The organism is Aeribacillus pallidus (genome assembly GCF_050478865.1).
GTDB lineage: Bacteria > Bacillota > Bacilli > Bacillales > JACDOC01 > JACDOC01.
Window position 1 is genome coordinate 147963 of record NZ_JBCNBW010000034.1, and the last position, 14422, is coordinate 162384.

Genomic DNA, 14422 nt, shown 5'->3' on the forward strand with positions numbered 1-14422 from the left:
ACATGAAACAAATTTACACTTCCTTTCAAGAAGCAGTTGCAGATATTCATGACGGAGCAACCATTATGGTCGGTGGCTTCGGACTGTGCGGAATTCCAGAAAATTTAATTCTCGCCCTTGTCGAAAAAGGCGTGAAAGACTTAACAGTGATTTCTAATAACTGTGGTGTTGACGATTGGGGACTTGGTTTGCTTCTTCAAAACAAGCAAATTAAGAAAATGGTTGGGTCCTACGTTGGAGAAAATAAAGAATTTGAACGACAAGTCTTAGCAGGGGAAATTGAAGTAGAGCTTATTCCACAAGGGACGTTAGCGGAAAAAATTCGTGCCGGTGGAGCAGGCATTCCGGCGTTTTATACACCAGCTGGAGTCGGAACACCAATTGCCGAAGGAAAAGAAATTCGTACGTTTAACGGTAAAGAGTACGTGTTGGAAGAAGCGTTAACCGCTGATTTTAGCTTAGTTCGGGCATGGAAGGGCGACAAAATGGGGAACTTAGTGTACAACAAAACGGCCCGAAACTTTAACCCGATGATTGCCGCTGCCGGAAAAGTAACGATCGCTGAAGTAGAAGAACTGGTCGAGGTGGGCGAACTCGATCCAAACTTCATTCATACGCCAAGCATTTACGTACAAAAATTGATTCAAGGCAAGCAAGAAAAACGAATCGAACGGCGGACAACGAGAAAATAAAGGGGGAGCGAACATGGATAAAGCACTAGTGCGCGAAAAAATTGCGAAACGAGCGGAAAAAGAAATCGAAAATGGCTTTTACGTCAACCTTGGGATTGGGATGCCAACATTAGTAGCAAACTTTATTTCAGATAACAAACAAGTCGTTTTACAATCGGAAAACGGCCTTCTTGGCATCGGGCCATACCCAACGGAAGAAGAAGTAGATGCCGATTTAATTAATGCCGGAAAAGAAACGGTGACGGCCATCCCAGGAGCGGCATACTTCGATAGTGCCGAATCGTTTGCGATGATTCGCGGCGGTCATATCGATGTTGCGATTCTTGGAGGCATGGAAGTATCTGAGCACGGCGACTTAGCCAATTGGATGATTCCTGGAAAGATGATTAAAGGGATGGGCGGCGCGATGGATTTGGTACACGGTGCCCGGAAAATTATCGTCATTATGGAGCATGTGAACAAAAATGGCGAACCGAAAATTTTAAAGCAATGTTCGTTACCGTTAACCGGAAAAGGGGTTGTCAATCGCATCATTACAGAACGAGCGGTGATAGATGTTACGGAAAAAGGACTTGTCTTAAAAGAAGTCGCGAAAGGTTTTACGGTAGAAGATGTAGTAGCTTCTACAGAACCGGAATTAATCATTTCCGAAGAACTAGTAACCGACGCTTATTAATGTTATTAGAGAGTTTAAACATATCTCAAAAAGAGTTCAACTGGAAAAAGCATGTGAATGGGTCCGTTCACATGCTTTTTGATTGAGCGTTTGCTCGAAACACTGGACTTTAAAAAATACTCCAAACTTGATTTAATTAAAATACCTACTTAATGAATTAATCAAAGAAAAAAGGAGTTTCAACCATGAAGGAGAAAAAGCAAACATCAACTGATTCCAACACTACTTTAAAAGACCATTTACATACAGACATGCTGCAAAAGCTAAAAGAAGCAAAAAAAGAACTTGAAAAAGCCGAACAACAACGAAAAGTGGAAGAAGAGAGGAGAAAGCGTGAAGAACGGATACAACGGGAGAAAAATAAAACGTTTGAAGAATTGCTGAACGAAAGCAATTTGAATTGGAAAGACTTTAAGTAGATTCATAGTGTTAAGACATCCAGGTTATAATAATTTTGAGACTGCTTTCTGCCTTGACGCTATCTAACTATAATAAAATGCTAAAAATTTGTTAAACCCCTCCTATATATAGGAGGGGCTAAGTTCGTTATGGCCGATGCGCCGTATATTTTTGTTCTTTCGTAATTTCACGAAGAATCTCGTATTCTTCATCCGACAAAGCGGCACTTTCTGCCGCTCGAATATTTTCTTTTAGTTGTTCCACTGAACTAGCCCCAGGAATGACAGCTGCTACCGCCTCGTGTCGTAAACAAAATTGCAAGGCGACTTCATTTAATGTACGGGAATCGTTAAATTTTTCTTCTAACTGGGTAATAAGTTCTTGGCATTCTTCTGGGGAGTAATCTAAATAGCCTTCTTGGCGAACTTTTTCAGATGCTTTACTCCAGCCTTCCGTAGTCAACAGGCCTTTGGCTAAAGGTCCTCGACAAATGACCGAAATATTTTTTTCTTGTAATAAAGGAAACCATTCTTCGGGACGACGATCCAATAGGCTGTATTGCATCATATTAGAAACGATGTTGGATTGCTCGGCATACGTTTGAATCACGTTTGGTCGGATGGACGAGATGCCGTAATACCGAATGAGCCCTTCTTCTTTTAATTCTTCAAACGCTTCAATCGTTTCGTCAATTGGGTCGTTAATCGTCCCGCCGTGCAATTGATACAAATCGATGTAGTCGACACGAAGACGACGCAAGCTATCTTTTACCGCTTCTTTAATATACGCTTTTGAAGGATCCCATCGCCAACCGTCTTTTTGCTCGTTCCATCTATTTCCAACTTTCGTGGCGATTACGACCTCATCTCGTACAGGTTGTAAAGATTTCCCGACAATTTCTTCGTTCATCCCAAAATCGTACAAATCAGCCGTATCAAAATAATTGATGCCTGCTTCTAATGCCGCTTTAATGATGGATTCTGCGTGCGCCTGGTTGGTCCCAAGAGACATACAGCCTAAGCCCATTTTCGATACATACAAATCCGATGTTCCTAATTGACGTCGTTCCAACCTTTCTTCCTCCTTTACAAAGGCTTCTTCATCCCCATGATAAAGGAAAAAGAAAGGAATGAATAGGAAAATGCCTATTTCGGATACATTTGTTCAACAAAATCAATCACGCGCTTATAACGCTTGTTCATCCGTTTTAACTGATGCCGAATTTCCCATGCTTTTCCGGTGAGCGTAATTCCTTTTTTATGAATATATACTTTCATCTCATCGCCTCCATCCCAAGTATGGTAAAATGTATGAGAATTTAAACCGTAAAAGACCGGGAGTGAATGGGATGAAGAAATTTGAAGAAAAAACAGTAAAAACAGAACCGATTTTTCAGGGGAGAGTCATTTCCTTACAAGTCGATACGGTGGAATTACCAAATGGGAAGACATCGACACGCGAACTCATTAAACACCCGGGGGCAGTCGCTGTCATTGCGTTAACGGCCGACAACAAACTTGTTATGGTCGAGCAATATCGGAAAGCGTTAGAGCGGACACTTATCGAAATTCCAGCAGGGAAGCTGGAGCCGGGAGAAGAGCCAGAAAAAACAGCGATACGGGAATTAGAGGAAGAGACCGGGTATACGTGTGAAAAAATGGAGCATGTCATTTCCTTTTACACATCACCAGGGTTCGCAGATGAAATCGTTCACGTCTTTTTGGCTAAAAAATTACGAAAACTTGATACAAAAAAAGAACTAGATGAAGACGAATTTGTGGAACTGTTAGAAGTGACACTCGAAGAAGCGGAGCAGCTGATAGAAGGAAGGCGGATCTACGATGCGAAAACCGTTTTTGCCGTGCAGTTTTTACGATTGCAACAATTGTTAAACAAGAAGGAATAGACATAAAAAAGCTTGAGGACACGATTCCTCAAGCTTTCATTTTAATCTAGTTACGTAGTTTGTATTCCATTTTTCTCGCTTGGGTTGTCATTCCCATCGCTTCGTAAAATTTAATCGCATGTTGATTGAATTCCCACACACCAAGTTCTAAACTTTCTGCATCAACTTCTTTAGCGAATTGAACGGCTTGTTGGAACAGTAATTTTCCTAAACCTTGTCCTTGGTAGCTTTTTGTGACACCAAGGTCTTCCATAAATACATAGTGCCTTTTTTGATAAATTGCTCGATTTGGCGTTACACGTTTTCGTAAAAACGTAAACGCGACAATTCATTTCCGTTTTCAATGACGAAAATACAGCCATCATGACTTTCGACCAGTTCTTGAAAATACGCATAATCTAACGTCTCGTCCGTTCGTTGATAAATATCAGGTCTCTCTTGTACATGAAGTTTATGAACTTCCGTATGTATCGGTTTTAGTTTTTCGTAGTCTGTTAAAGCGGCTTTACGAACTTTCGCTTTTATAATCTACTTTCTTAGTTCGTTCCACTCATCTTTTAAAACCGAATAAACGCACGTGCTACGTAACGAAGTCCCCTCAGCAGAAAGCGAATCGTTTCGTAAAATGCCTTCTAACGTAAACCCTAATCGTTCCGGAATGGCGCGTGAACGAATGTTTTCAGGATCGCAGCGAATTTCGACCCGATTGCCGTCTAATTCGTCAAACACAAACGCTGTTAACCGTTTTACTGCTTCCGTCATATATCCATGTCCTGTATGCTTCGTATGAATCCAATATCCGATTTCAAATTTTCGCACGTCCCAATTTATGCGATGAAGTCCAGTTGAACCGATAAATTCGTCATCGGTTTTACGAAAGATATGTAGGCGAATATCTTCCCGTGTAATAAATTCACTGTAAGCTTTTCGGATATTTATTTCGACTTCGGCTTTCGTTTGCTCCTTTTGGGCAAAGGGGAGCCATTCTTTTAACTCCTTGCGTGATTCGACGATTGCCTGATGGACGACTTCTCCATCCCCAGGTAGGGCAGGCCGAATATATAAGCGTTCGGATTCGATTCGGTCTGGAAAAGGGATCATGATGGGATTCATGTAAACGCCTCCTTTGTTGGTAAAAATTAATAAAATAATAGCAATATTCTGGTAATCTATCAATAGGAGAAGCAGAAGAAAAAATCATATCCCTTAAGGAACGAGCATACGTTGTACTAGAGTATCCTTAGGGAGGAATTTCAATGCGAAAGCGATTCCGGAACCAACCGTTGCTTGAACATATGAATGAACACGCAGCAATTTACGTATTTGTCATGATTCTTTTTTTTATGGGCATCCTCTTCGGAGCAATTGTCGTCAATAGTTTATCGTTCTCACAAAAAGAGGATTTGTTTTACTATTTAAACGAATTTTTCGGACAAGTGTCGGATGGGAAAGTAGCGGCCAGTGAAGACTTGTTTCGCTTAAGCTTTTTGCATAATGCGAAATACTTAGGGCTAATGTGGATGTTAGGCATCTCGATTATTGGCTTACCGATAATATTGATATTGCTGTTTTTAAAAGGATTAGTGGTGGGATTTTCAGTCGGCTTTCTCGTTCATCAAATGGGCTGGAAAGGATTTATGTTGTCCTTTGCCACCGTTCTTCCGCAAAACTTATTCATCATCCCGCTGTTTATTTTTATGTCTGCGGTGGCCGTAGGTTTTTCCCTTCAACTGATCAAAAAAATTGTCCAACGACCGTCGTATTCTATTTCTTTTTTCCCGCTATTTGTGAAGTATGTTTTTTGCCTAATTATCGCTTTCGTTGGAATCACCTTAGCTTCTAGTATTGAAGCCTATCTTTCCCCAGCATTGATGAAAGCGGTCATTTCTTCATTGAATTAAAATAATTATTACTTAATAAAAATTATTTATTCTTGTTTAGAATAATTCTTGTTTGCTAAACCTCCCGCATTTGATATAATAAATACGACAGCGACGAGGGAGGGACGAATTATGGAAAGTCGGTTAGAACGAATTAAAAAACAATTACATTCTGCTAGTTATAAATTGACGCCCCAGCGTGAAGCAACCGTTCGAGTGTTGTTGGAACATGAAGAAGATCATTTAAGTGCCGAAGATGTATACCTCCTCGTTAAAGAAAAGTATCCTGAAATTGGATTGGCGACGGTGTATCGCACACTCGAACTGCTTACGGAATTAAAAATTGTGGACAAAATAAACTTTGGGGACGGGGTTTCGCGCTACGACTTACGTCAAGAAGGTGCAGCCCATTTCCATCATCATCTTGTTTGTATCGAATGTGGAGCAGTAGACGAAATTCAAGAAGATTTATTGGGGGATGTTGAAACGATTGTCGAACGAGATTGGAAGTTTAAAATTAAGGACCATCGTCTAACGTTCCATGGGATTTGCTTTCGTTGTCAAGAAAAAAATGAAGACGAACAAGATTAAAATTGTAAAGCCTTTTCTCACTAGAAAAGGTTTTTTATTTATCACCTTATTAAAAGTATAAATCCCGTTTCTTCTGGCATAGCTTGTATATAAGAAGGAATAGGAGGAAAACGGGATGAAATATTATATTAAGCTAGTTTGGCAAACACTCAAAGTCTTTGTTTTATTTACCGGGAGCACCGTCTTGTTTTATTTCGGTTTTAAGTGGATCAATGAAGAATATGAAAATATGCACCGTTACGACGAGCCAGAAGGAGCGGCCGTCAAAGTGTTCCGATTGGAAGAGAATATGAACTGGTATGAACGATTATTATTGTATTTTATGGATGGGGAGTAGAATACCGTGGAAGATCAATTAAAAGATTTTATTCATTTTTTAATCGTGGAAAAAAGATTAGCGAAAAACACGGTCGTATCGTATGAACGAGATTTAAAAGGGTATATTCAGTATTTACAAAAGGTTGAGCAAATTTCATCCTTAAATGATGTAACGAGATTCCATATTGTCCATTATTTAGATTTTTTAAAAACGCAAAACAAATCGTCGAAAACGATTGCTCGACAAGTAGCGTCTATTCGGTCGTTCCATCAATTTTTATTACGCGAAAAAGTGACAGAACAAGATCCTACGTTTCATATTGAAACACCAAAAACGGAACGAACCTTACCGAAAGTATTGAACATTCAAGAAGTCGAGTCATTGTTAGAGGCACCGGACGTACAAACACCAATCGGCATTCGCGACAAAGCGATGCTCGAGCTACTTTATGCGACCGGTCTACGAGTGAGCGAACTCATTAGTTTGAATATGGACGATATTCATTTAACAATGGGATTTGTTCGCTGCATAGGGAAGCGTAACAAAGAGCGCATCATTCCAATCGGAGGAGTGGCGACAGAAGCACTCGAACGGTACTTACAAAAAGGACGCCCTCAGCTCGTTTCCCGGAAAGAAACAACTTCGGCCTTATTTTTAAATCATCACGGCAGACGCCTCACTCGACAAGGATTTTGGAAAATATTAAAAGGACTAGCCAAGAAAGCGAATATCGAAAAAGATTTAACCCCGCACACGTTGCGCCATTCGTTTGCTACCCACCTGTTAGAAAACGGAGCGGATTTACGCGCAGTTCAAGAAATGTTAGGACATGCGGATATTTCGACGACCCAAATTTATACCCATGTAACGAAAATGAGATTAAAAGACGTGTATTCCCAATTTCATCCGCGGGCGTAAGAGGAAGATAAAGGAAAAATGATAAAGAAATTAAAGGGGAAGCGGCTTTTTTTCCTTGTCACCGGTTCCCCTTTTTAATACAATAATGTTGTCAGACTTCTGACCATATGATAGATTTGTTTCGTTCCTAAACGTTTGGGAAAGATAATCTTGTAACTTGATGTAACCGCTTTAAGTTAGAACGAATTTTAGGAAATATGGTAGATAAAGGTACAACGTTTACTTAAGGAGTGAAGGTACATGGCTGATTTTACATATAAGCGTATTCATCTCATCGTTATGGATTCAGTAGGGATCGGTGAAGCACCAGACGCTGAGAAGTATAACGATAAAGGTGCAGATACGTTAGGACACATTGCGGAAAAAATGAACGGCCTCAACATGCCGAACATGGCGAAATTAGGTTTATCCAACATTCGCGAAATTAAAGGGGTACCGAAAGCGGACGCACCGATGGCGTACTATACGAAAATGAAAGAAGCTTCCGCAGGGAAAGATACGATGACGGGTCATTGGGAAATTATGGGACTTAATATATCTACCCCGTTCCAAGTGTTCCCGGAAGGCTTTCCACAAGAATTAATTCAACAATTAGAAGAAAAAACCGGTCGAAAAGTGATTGGAAATAAACCAGCAAGCGGTACGGCGATTATTGAAGAGCTTGGCGAAGAGCATATGGAAACAGGGGCTCTGATCGTGTACACATCTGCTGATTCAGTGATGCAAATCGCGGCACACGAAGAAGTAATTCCGCTAGAAGAGCTTTATCGCATTTGTGAAATTGCCCGTGAACTTACCTTAGATGAAAAATATATGGTCGGACGTGTTATTGCTCGTCCGTTCATCGGGGAGCCAGGAAACTTTACCCGTACGGCGAACCGTCATGACTATGCGTTAAAACCGTTTGATCGTACGGTGATGAATGAATTAAAGGATGCGAACTACGACGTTATTGCAATCGGTAAAATTTCCGACATTTATGACGGTGAAGGGGTAACAGAAGCCATCCGCACGAAATCAAACATGGACGGAATGGATAAATTTATTGCTACTTTTGATAAAGACTTTACCGGACTTAGCTTTATTAATTTAGTTGATTTTGATGCGTTATATGGGCATCGTCGTGATCCGATTGGGTACGGAAAAGCGTTAGAAGAATTTGATGCCCGGTTACCAGAAGTGTTTGAAAAAATGACGGATGATGATTTATTAATTATTACGGCTGACCATGGAAATGACCCAGTACATCACGGAACTGACCATACGCGTGAATATGTACCATTACTTGTCTACTCAACAAGAATGAACAGCGGAAAAGAACTTCCACTTCGGGAAACATTCGCTGATGTTGGGGCGACCGTTGCTGAAAACTTTGGCGTAACGATGCCAAAATACGGAAAAAGCTTCTTACAACTGTTGAAATAAATAAAGGAGTGTCCATCCATGAATTACGAAGCAGTACAACATGCGGCCCAATATTTAAAAGAAAAATATGCCGATACGCCGGAAATTGGCTTAATCCTTGGCTCTGGACTTGGCGTGTTAGCAGAAGAAATTACAAATCCATTGGTGATTCCTTACAATGAAATTCCTAATTTCCCGGTTTCTACGGTAGAAGGCCATAAAGGTCAGCTTGTTTTTGGTGAATTAAGTGGAAAAAAAGTCGTCGCCATGCAAGGACGGTTCCATTATTACGAAGGTTACTCCTTTCAACAAGTAACGTTCCCAGTTCGTGTCATGAAACAGCTTGGGGTTCAAACGCTCATTGTCACAAATGCAGCCGGAGGCGTTAACGAATCATTTGAACCAGGCGACTTAATGATTATCACCGATCATATCAATAATATGGGAGGCAACCCATTAATAGGACCAAACGATTCTAAATTTGGACCACGCTTCCCGGATATGTCTGAAGCGTACGATAAAGAATATCGTCAATTAGCGAAAGAAATTGCTCAAAAGTTAAACATTCCGGTACGTGAAGGAGTCTATGTCGCTAATACCGGTCCGATTTATGAAACACCTGCGGAAGTACGCATGCTTCGTACATTAGGAGCAGATGCGGTTGGTATGTCCACCGTTCCAGAAGTCATTGTTGCTCGCCATATGGGCATGAAAGTGTTAGGCATCTCTTGTATTTCCAATATGGCAGCAGGTATTTTAGATCAACCATTAACGCACGATGAAGTCATTGAAACAACGGAAAAAGTTCGCCAAAACTTCTTAACATATGTAAAAGAAATTGTACGATCAATCAATAAGTAAGGGTGGAGTGAAACGATATGCGGATGGTAGATTTAATTGAAAAAAAACGTGATGGCCATGAATTAACGACAGAAGAAATCCAATTTATTATTAAAGGATATACGGAAGGAACGATTCCTGATTACCAAATGAGCGCGTTTACGATGGCTGTGTTTTTCCAAGGCATGACGGAGCGTGAACGTGCCGATTTAACGATGGCGATGGTTGAATCCGGTGACCAAATTGATTTGTCAGCGATTGAAGGAATTAAAGTTGATAAGCATTCCACAGGAGGCGTCGGCGATACAACAACACTTGTTCTTGGTCCTCTAGTGGCATCTCTTGGTGTTCCAGTAGCGAAAATGAGCGGCCGAGGATTAGGTCATACCGGTGGAACGATTGACAAATTAGAAGCTGTACCAGGATTCCACGTAGAAATCGAAAATGACGAATTTATTCGTCTTGTGAACGAAAACAAATTAGCCGTCATCGGTCAAAGCGGCAACTTAACGCCAGCGGACAAAAAGCTTTATGCTCTACGTGACGTAACAGCAACTGTTAATAGTATTCCGTTGATTGCAAGCTCTATTATGAGTAAAAAAATTGCGGCGGGAGCGAACGCGATCGTCCTTGACGTTAAAACTGGTGCAGGCGCCTTTATGAAAACGCTGGAAGAAGCGAAGGAATTAGCCCAAGCGATGGTCAATATCGGAAACAATGTAGGTCGTAAAACGATGGCGGTTATTTCTGATATGAGTCAGCCACTTGGATATGCGATCGGAAATGCGCTAGAAGTAAAAGAAGCAATCGATACCCTTTCTGGAAAAGGACCGAAAGATTTAACTGAGCTTTGCTTAACGCTAGGTAGCCATATGGTATATTTAGCAGAAAAAGCTGATTCTCTGGAAGAAGCTCGTCAAAAACTCCAACAAGTCATTGAAGATGGATCAGCTCTAGAAACGTTTAAAAAGTTTTTACAAGCACAAGGTGGCGACCCATCCGTTGTCGACCATCCAGAACGTCTTCCACAAGCAAAATATGTCGTGGAACTCGAAGCCAAAGAAGATGGCTATGTTTCAGAAATCGTTGCCGACGAAATCGGAACAGCGGCCATGCTTCTAGGTGCCGGACGCGCGACTAAAGAATCGCAAATTGACTTAGCGGTCGGTCTTGTATTACGTAAAAAAATTGGTGATTATGTCCAAAAAGGCGAATCCCTTGTCACCATTCATAGTAACTTCGAAGACATCGAGCAAATTAAGCAGAAACTTTACAACAACATTCGAATCTCCAAAGAAAAAGTAGAAGCACCAACGCTAATCTATGGAGAAATTACAGAATAATCAAAGGAACCCCAAAAGGCACAAAGTCCTTTTGGGGTTTATTAATTAAACGATAATTTTTTAAACTTCCTCACTGTATTTTGTATCGAAAGTGCAAACCAAATGGCAGAAACTACAAAACAATTCGGTGAAAGTATAAGTAAAAGGACCGAAAGTGTAAAAAAGCTGTGAAATTTGTACATAGATATCCTAAAAATACTATCGAAAAGCTATTTTTAATTTCTTATTTATGTAAAGTCACTTTCAGTAAGAGATCTTATTTTGCTGTTTAACCCCTTTGTTTTGCAGTTACCCCTAATTGTATTGCAGTTTGGATCCCCTGTATTGCAGATTGATCAATTTTTATTTCAGTTTCCTATTTTCTAAACCATTCAGCAATGAAAACTAATTAGGAATTGTATAAATTTGATTATGTTGGAAAAAATAGGCCAATAGGTGTAAGTTTTTCAAAAAATGCTAAAGTATGAATACATATTGGAGGGTTGTAAGATGAAGCGATGGAGCCATTGGGTAGTTGCTTTTATAATGATTCAAGCAATTCTTTTTCCTCATTTCGTGGCAGCAGAAGAGAAAAAAAGTGAATTAGCAGATGAGGCAAAATCGGCAATTTTAATTGAACGAGATACGGGAACGGTCTTATATGAAAAGAATAGCCATGAGCCGTTACCGCCGGCGTCGATGACGAAAATTATGACAATGCTTCTGATTATGGAAGCGATTGATAAAGGACAGTTAAAAATGGATGACATGGTCCGCACAAGTGAATACGCGGCATCTATGGGCGGCTCGCAAATTTTTTTAGAGCCTGGAGAAGAAATGACCGTCGAACAGATGCTTGAAGGAATAGCGATCGGTTCGGCCAATGACGCATCGGTTGCTCTTGCTGAAAAAATTGCCGGAAGTGAAGATGCTTTTGTAAAAATGATGAATCAAAAGGCAAAAAAACTCGGTTTGAAAAATACAAAATTCCAAAATGTGACTGGACTTCCAGCTGATGATCATTACAGCTCCGCTTACGATATGGCGATTATGGCGAAAGAGCTGTTGAAATATGAAGAAATAACCAAGTTTACGGGGCAGTACGAATCGTATTTACGGGAAAATACCGATAAAAAGTTTTGGCTCGTCAATACAAATAAACTGGTCCGCTTTTACAAAGGCGTAGATGGACTAAAGACCGGTTATACAAATGAAGCAAAGTATTGTTTAACAGCAACGGCTGTAAAAGATGGGATGCGTGTCATTGCGGTTGTGTATGGGGCACCAACACCAAAATCGCGAAACGCCCAAGTATCAAAAATGTTAGACTATGCTTTCAATCAATACACAACCCATCCATTGTACAAAAAAGACGAGAAAGTTGGAAAAGTCCAAGTCAGCAAAGGAGCGAAAAACCACGTTTCAGTGACAACAGAAGAACCGATTTCCATCTTGACGAAAAAAGGAGAATCGATAGACAACTTCCAACAAGACATTCAACTGGACCCTATTATAAAAGCCCCGCTTGAAAAAGGGGACCCAGTCGGAAAATTAGTTGTCAAAAAGGATGGAAAAAAAGTGCTAGAAACACCGTTAGTTGCTGGAGATAGTGTCAAAAAAGCAAGCTGGTGGAAACTTTATAAAAAAGTTTTCGGTATGTATACGAAAGTCGTTCCAAAAGATTCGTAAAAAATTTGAAGAAGAAACACTATTTTTGTCAAAGGGAAGGAATTAAAGAGAACAAAATCGAATAGACTCACTATCGAATCAATAAGGAGGCCGAAAATAGTGAGTCTTTCCATCGATTTAGAAGTGATTGGGGAAGTGTTATGTATCCGTCTTAGCGGAGAGTTGGACCACCATACAGCGGAACAGTTAAAAGAACAAGCGAGTCAGGCGATTGAAACCTATAATATCAAACATATTGTCCTTAATTTAGAGCAGCTCTCGTTTATGGATAGCTCAGGGTTAGGAGTCATTCTTGGGCGATACAAACAAATTAAGCAAAAGCACGGAGAAATGGTCGTTTGTGCAATTTCCCCTGCAGTGAATCGATTGTTTGAAATGTCGGGCCTTTATAAAATTATCCGTCTCGAACCATCCGAAAAAATTGCACTGCAAAGATTGGGGGTTGCTTAAACGATGAAAAACGAAATGCATATTCAGTTTAGCGCGTTAAGTCAAAATGAGTCTTTTGCCCGTGTGACCGTTGCTGCGTTTATCGCTCAATTAGACCCGACGATGGATGAATTGACTGAAATTAAAACCGTTGTTTCGGAAGCGGTCACGAACGCCATTATTCACGGCTATGAAAACAATCCGAACGGAATGGTGTATATTTCCGTGACAATAAATGATAACATCGTCGAGATGACGATACGTGATGAAGGAGTCGGTATTAAGAATATTGAGGAAGCGAGACAACCGTTATTTACAACGAAACCGGAACTAGAACGTTCTGGTATGGGCTTTACTATTATGGAAAACTTTATGGATGAAGTCGACATTGAATCACAACCAGGAGCAGGCACCACGATTCGATTAAAAAAGCATTTAGCGAAAAGTACAGCGCTATGTAATTAAGGAGTCGTGCCTATGGATGTGGAGCTCAAGCATGAAAAAGGACAAGTTTATTTAAAAGATCATGAAGTGAAAGAGTTAATTCGTCGCAGTCAAGAAGGGGATCAAGAGGCGAGAGATACGCTTGTACAGAATAACACTCGCCTGGTTTGGTCCGTAGTTCAGCGCTTTTTAAATCGCGGATACGAGCCGGACGATCTCTTTCAAATTGGGTGTATTGGTTTATTAAAATCGGTGGATAAATTTGACCTTACGTATGATGTCAAATTTTCCACGTATGCCGTTCCGATGATTATCGGTGAAATTCAACGGTTTATTAGGGATGATGGTTCCGTTAAGGTCAGTCGAAGCTTAAAAGAGATGGGCAATCGGATTCGCAAAGCCAAAGATGAATTATCGAAATCGTTAGGAAGGGTACCAACTATTAATGAATTGGCCGAACACTTAGACCTGTCTGCGGAAGATATCATTATGGCCCAAGAAGCGAGTAGAGCCCCTTCTTCTATTCATGAAACCGTCTACGAAAACGAGGGCGACCCCATTACATTATTAGACCAAATCGCGGATGATCGAGAAGAAAAATGGTTTGATAAAATCGCTTTAAAAGAAGCGATTCGCGAATTGGACGACCGAGAACGACTCATTGTCTACTTAAGGTATTATAAAGACCAAACCCAATCTGAAGTGGCTGAACGATTAGGCATTTCCCAAGTACAAGTATCGAGGTTGGAGAAAAAAATATTGCACCAAATGAAACAGCGCATGGATCTATAATAGGTCCAGGCGCTGTTTTTATTTGGAAAGTTTAAAACATCATGAGAAAAGGACTAGCCATATGAGCAATTATTATATTTGATGAGTAAAAAATACAGATTTAAGGGTAAAAATCTTCAAG

General features: G+C 40.4%; 19 protein-coding genes. 15 read left to right on the plus strand and 4 right to left on the minus strand.

Features of this window, described 5'->3' with window-relative positions; all coding sequences use genetic code 11:
• Nucleotides 1–2 precede the first annotated feature (2 nt).
• The 3 genes from ABES52_RS08260 to ABES52_RS08270 all read left to right on the plus strand — a co-directional run bounded on the left by ABES52_RS08260 (nucleotide 3) and on the right by ABES52_RS08270 (nucleotide 1787).
• Nucleotides 3–692 carry a CoA transferase subunit A gene (locus ABES52_RS08260; protein WP_429650668.1) on the plus strand — a complete coding sequence of 230 codons (690 nt, stop codon included), beginning with the start codon at nucleotides 3–5 and terminating at the stop codon, nucleotides 690–692.
• Between the two features lie 13 nt (nucleotides 693–705).
• Nucleotides 706–1368 (plus strand): CoA transferase subunit B, encoded by a 663-nt coding sequence (locus ABES52_RS08265; RefSeq protein WP_429650669.1) that lies wholly within the window; start codon nucleotides 706–708, stop codon nucleotides 1366–1368.
• Between the two features lie 185 nt (nucleotides 1369–1553).
• The gene (locus ABES52_RS08270; RefSeq protein WP_429650670.1) at nucleotides 1554–1787 is read left to right on the plus strand and encodes a YqkE family protein; all 234 of its coding nucleotides are present in this window, start codon (nucleotides 1554–1556) and stop codon (nucleotides 1785–1787) included.
• Nucleotides 1788–1914: 127 nt separating this feature from the next.
• Here the strand turns inward: ABES52_RS08270 and ABES52_RS08275 are convergent, their stop codons facing one another.
• Together ABES52_RS08275 and mciZ are read right to left on the minus strand one after the other, a co-directional pair.
• Nucleotides 1915–2838, minus strand: a complete 924-nt coding sequence (locus ABES52_RS08275) for an aldo/keto reductase (RefSeq protein ID WP_429650671.1) — start codon at nucleotides 2836–2838, stop codon at nucleotides 1915–1917.
• 74 nt (nucleotides 2839–2912) lie between these two features.
• On the minus strand, nucleotides 2913–3044 hold the full coding sequence (mciZ, locus tag ABES52_RS08280; RefSeq protein ID WP_429650672.1) for a Z-ring formation inhibitor MciZ: 132 nt from the start codon (nucleotides 3042–3044) through the stop codon (nucleotides 2913–2915).
• A 71-nt stretch (nucleotides 3045–3115) separates the two neighbouring features.
• Here mciZ and ABES52_RS08285 point away from each other — a divergent pair, with 71 nt between their 5' ends.
• The gene (locus tag ABES52_RS08285; RefSeq protein WP_429650673.1) at nucleotides 3116–3673 is read left to right on the plus strand and encodes an NUDIX hydrolase; all 558 of its coding nucleotides are present in this window, start codon (nucleotides 3116–3118) and stop codon (nucleotides 3671–3673) included.
• 46 nt (nucleotides 3674–3719) lie between these two features.
• Here ABES52_RS08285 and ABES52_RS08290 read toward each other — a convergent pair whose 3' ends face one another.
• Together ABES52_RS08290 and ABES52_RS08295 are read right to left on the minus strand one after the other, a co-directional pair.
• Entirely contained in the window at nucleotides 3720–4001 is a 282-nt protein-coding gene (locus ABES52_RS08290; protein WP_429650738.1) for a GNAT family N-acetyltransferase, read from the minus strand.
• A 200-nt stretch (nucleotides 4002–4201) separates the two neighbouring features.
• Nucleotides 4202–4786, minus strand: a complete 585-nt coding sequence (locus tag ABES52_RS08295) for a GNAT family N-acetyltransferase (protein WP_429650674.1) — start codon at nucleotides 4784–4786, stop codon at nucleotides 4202–4204.
• Between the two features lie 143 nt (nucleotides 4787–4929).
• Here ABES52_RS08295 and spoIIM point away from each other — a divergent pair, with 143 nt between their 5' ends.
• The 11 genes from spoIIM (at nucleotide 4930) to sigF (ending at nucleotide 14301) form a co-directional block, all read left to right on the plus strand.
• Nucleotides 4930–5574 carry a stage II sporulation protein M gene (gene spoIIM / locus ABES52_RS08300; RefSeq protein ID WP_429650675.1) on the plus strand — a complete coding sequence of 215 codons (645 nt, stop codon included), beginning with the start codon at nucleotides 4930–4932 and terminating at the stop codon, nucleotides 5572–5574.
• A 111-nt stretch (nucleotides 5575–5685) separates the two neighbouring features.
• Nucleotides 5686–6144 carry a ferric iron uptake transcriptional regulator gene (fur, locus tag ABES52_RS08305; RefSeq protein ID WP_429650676.1) on the plus strand — a complete coding sequence of 153 codons (459 nt, stop codon included), beginning with the start codon at nucleotides 5686–5688 and terminating at the stop codon, nucleotides 6142–6144.
• Nucleotides 6145–6259: 115 nt separating this feature from the next.
• Nucleotides 6260–6481, plus strand: a complete 222-nt coding sequence (locus ABES52_RS08310; RefSeq protein WP_429650677.1) for a YqzK family protein — start codon at nucleotides 6260–6262, stop codon at nucleotides 6479–6481.
• Between the two features lie 6 nt (nucleotides 6482–6487).
• Entirely contained in the window at nucleotides 6488–7381 is an 894-nt protein-coding gene (gene xerD / locus ABES52_RS08315) for a site-specific tyrosine recombinase XerD (RefSeq protein ID WP_429650678.1), read from the plus strand.
• Nucleotides 7382–7621: 240 nt separating this feature from the next.
• Nucleotides 7622–8806 carry a phosphopentomutase gene (deoB, locus tag ABES52_RS08320; RefSeq protein ID WP_429650679.1) on the plus strand — a complete coding sequence of 395 codons (1185 nt, stop codon included), beginning with the start codon at nucleotides 7622–7624 and terminating at the stop codon, nucleotides 8804–8806.
• Nucleotides 8807–8824: 18 nt separating this feature from the next.
• Entirely contained in the window at nucleotides 8825–9646 is an 822-nt protein-coding gene (locus ABES52_RS08325) for a purine-nucleoside phosphorylase (protein WP_429650680.1), read from the plus strand.
• Between the two features lie 17 nt (nucleotides 9647–9663).
• The gene (locus ABES52_RS08330; RefSeq protein WP_429650681.1) at nucleotides 9664–10968 is read left to right on the plus strand and encodes a pyrimidine-nucleoside phosphorylase; all 1305 of its coding nucleotides are present in this window, start codon (nucleotides 9664–9666) and stop codon (nucleotides 10966–10968) included.
• A 489-nt stretch (nucleotides 10969–11457) separates the two neighbouring features.
• On the plus strand, nucleotides 11458–12636 hold the full coding sequence (locus ABES52_RS08335; RefSeq protein ID WP_429650682.1) for a D-alanyl-D-alanine carboxypeptidase family protein: 1179 nt from the start codon (nucleotides 11458–11460) through the stop codon (nucleotides 12634–12636).
• Nucleotides 12637–12735: 99 nt separating this feature from the next.
• Nucleotides 12736–13086, plus strand: coding sequence for an anti-sigma F factor antagonist (spoIIAA, locus tag ABES52_RS08340; protein ID WP_429650683.1), 351 nt, complete (start codon nucleotides 12736–12738; stop codon nucleotides 13084–13086).
• A gap of 3 nt (nucleotides 13087–13089) precedes the next feature.
• Nucleotides 13090–13530: an anti-sigma F factor gene (spoIIAB, locus tag ABES52_RS08345; RefSeq protein WP_429650684.1), complete on the plus strand. Its 441-nt coding sequence runs from the start codon at nucleotides 13090–13092 to the stop codon at nucleotides 13528–13530.
• 12 nt (nucleotides 13531–13542) lie between these two features.
• Entirely contained in the window at nucleotides 13543–14301 is a 759-nt protein-coding gene (gene sigF / locus ABES52_RS08350) for an RNA polymerase sporulation sigma factor SigF (protein ID WP_429650685.1), read from the plus strand.
• The last annotated feature ends 121 nt before the right edge of the window (nucleotides 14302–14422 follow it).

Bases quoted from the DNA above. Each gene is read 5' to 3' on its own strand.
- ABES52_RS08285 (WP_429650673.1), top strand. From the start codon at position 3,116: ATGAAGAAATTTGAAGAAAAAACAGTAAAAACAGAACCGATTTTTCAG.
- fur (WP_429650676.1), top strand. From the start codon at position 5,686: ATGGAAAGTCGGTTAGAACGAATTAAAAAACAATTACATTCTGCTAGT.
- ABES52_RS08265 (WP_429650669.1), top strand. From the start codon at position 706: ATGGATAAAGCACTAGTGCGCGAAAAAATTGCGAAACGAGCGGAAAAA.
- sigF (WP_429650685.1), top strand. From the start codon at position 13,543: ATGGATGTGGAGCTCAAGCATGAAAAAGGACAAGTTTATTTAAAAGAT.
- mciZ (WP_429650672.1), bottom strand. From the start codon at position 3,044: ATGAAAGTATATATTCATAAAAAAGGAATTACGCTCACCGGAAAAGCA.
- ABES52_RS08335 (WP_429650682.1), top strand. From the start codon at position 11,458: ATGAAGCGATGGAGCCATTGGGTAGTTGCTTTTATAATGATTCAAGCA.
- ABES52_RS08270 (WP_429650670.1), top strand. From the start codon at position 1,554: ATGAAGGAGAAAAAGCAAACATCAACTGATTCCAACACTACTTTAAAA.
- ABES52_RS08260 (WP_429650668.1), top strand. From the start codon at position 3: ATGAAACAAATTTACACTTCCTTTCAAGAAGCAGTTGCAGATATTCAT.
- ABES52_RS08295 (WP_429650674.1), bottom strand. From the start codon at position 4,786: ATGAATCCCATCATGATCCCTTTTCCAGACCGAATCGAATCCGAACGC.
- spoIIAB (WP_429650684.1), top strand. From the start codon at position 13,090: ATGAAAAACGAAATGCATATTCAGTTTAGCGCGTTAAGTCAAAATGAG.
- ABES52_RS08330 (WP_429650681.1), top strand. From the start codon at position 9,664: ATGCGGATGGTAGATTTAATTGAAAAAAAACGTGATGGCCATGAATTA.
- ABES52_RS08310 (WP_429650677.1), top strand. From the start codon at position 6,260: ATGAAATATTATATTAAGCTAGTTTGGCAAACACTCAAAGTCTTTGTT.
- spoIIM (WP_429650675.1), top strand. From the start codon at position 4,930: ATGCGAAAGCGATTCCGGAACCAACCGTTGCTTGAACATATGAATGAA.
- deoB (WP_429650679.1), top strand. From the start codon at position 7,622: ATGGCTGATTTTACATATAAGCGTATTCATCTCATCGTTATGGATTCA.
- ABES52_RS08325 (WP_429650680.1), top strand. From the start codon at position 8,825: ATGAATTACGAAGCAGTACAACATGCGGCCCAATATTTAAAAGAAAAA.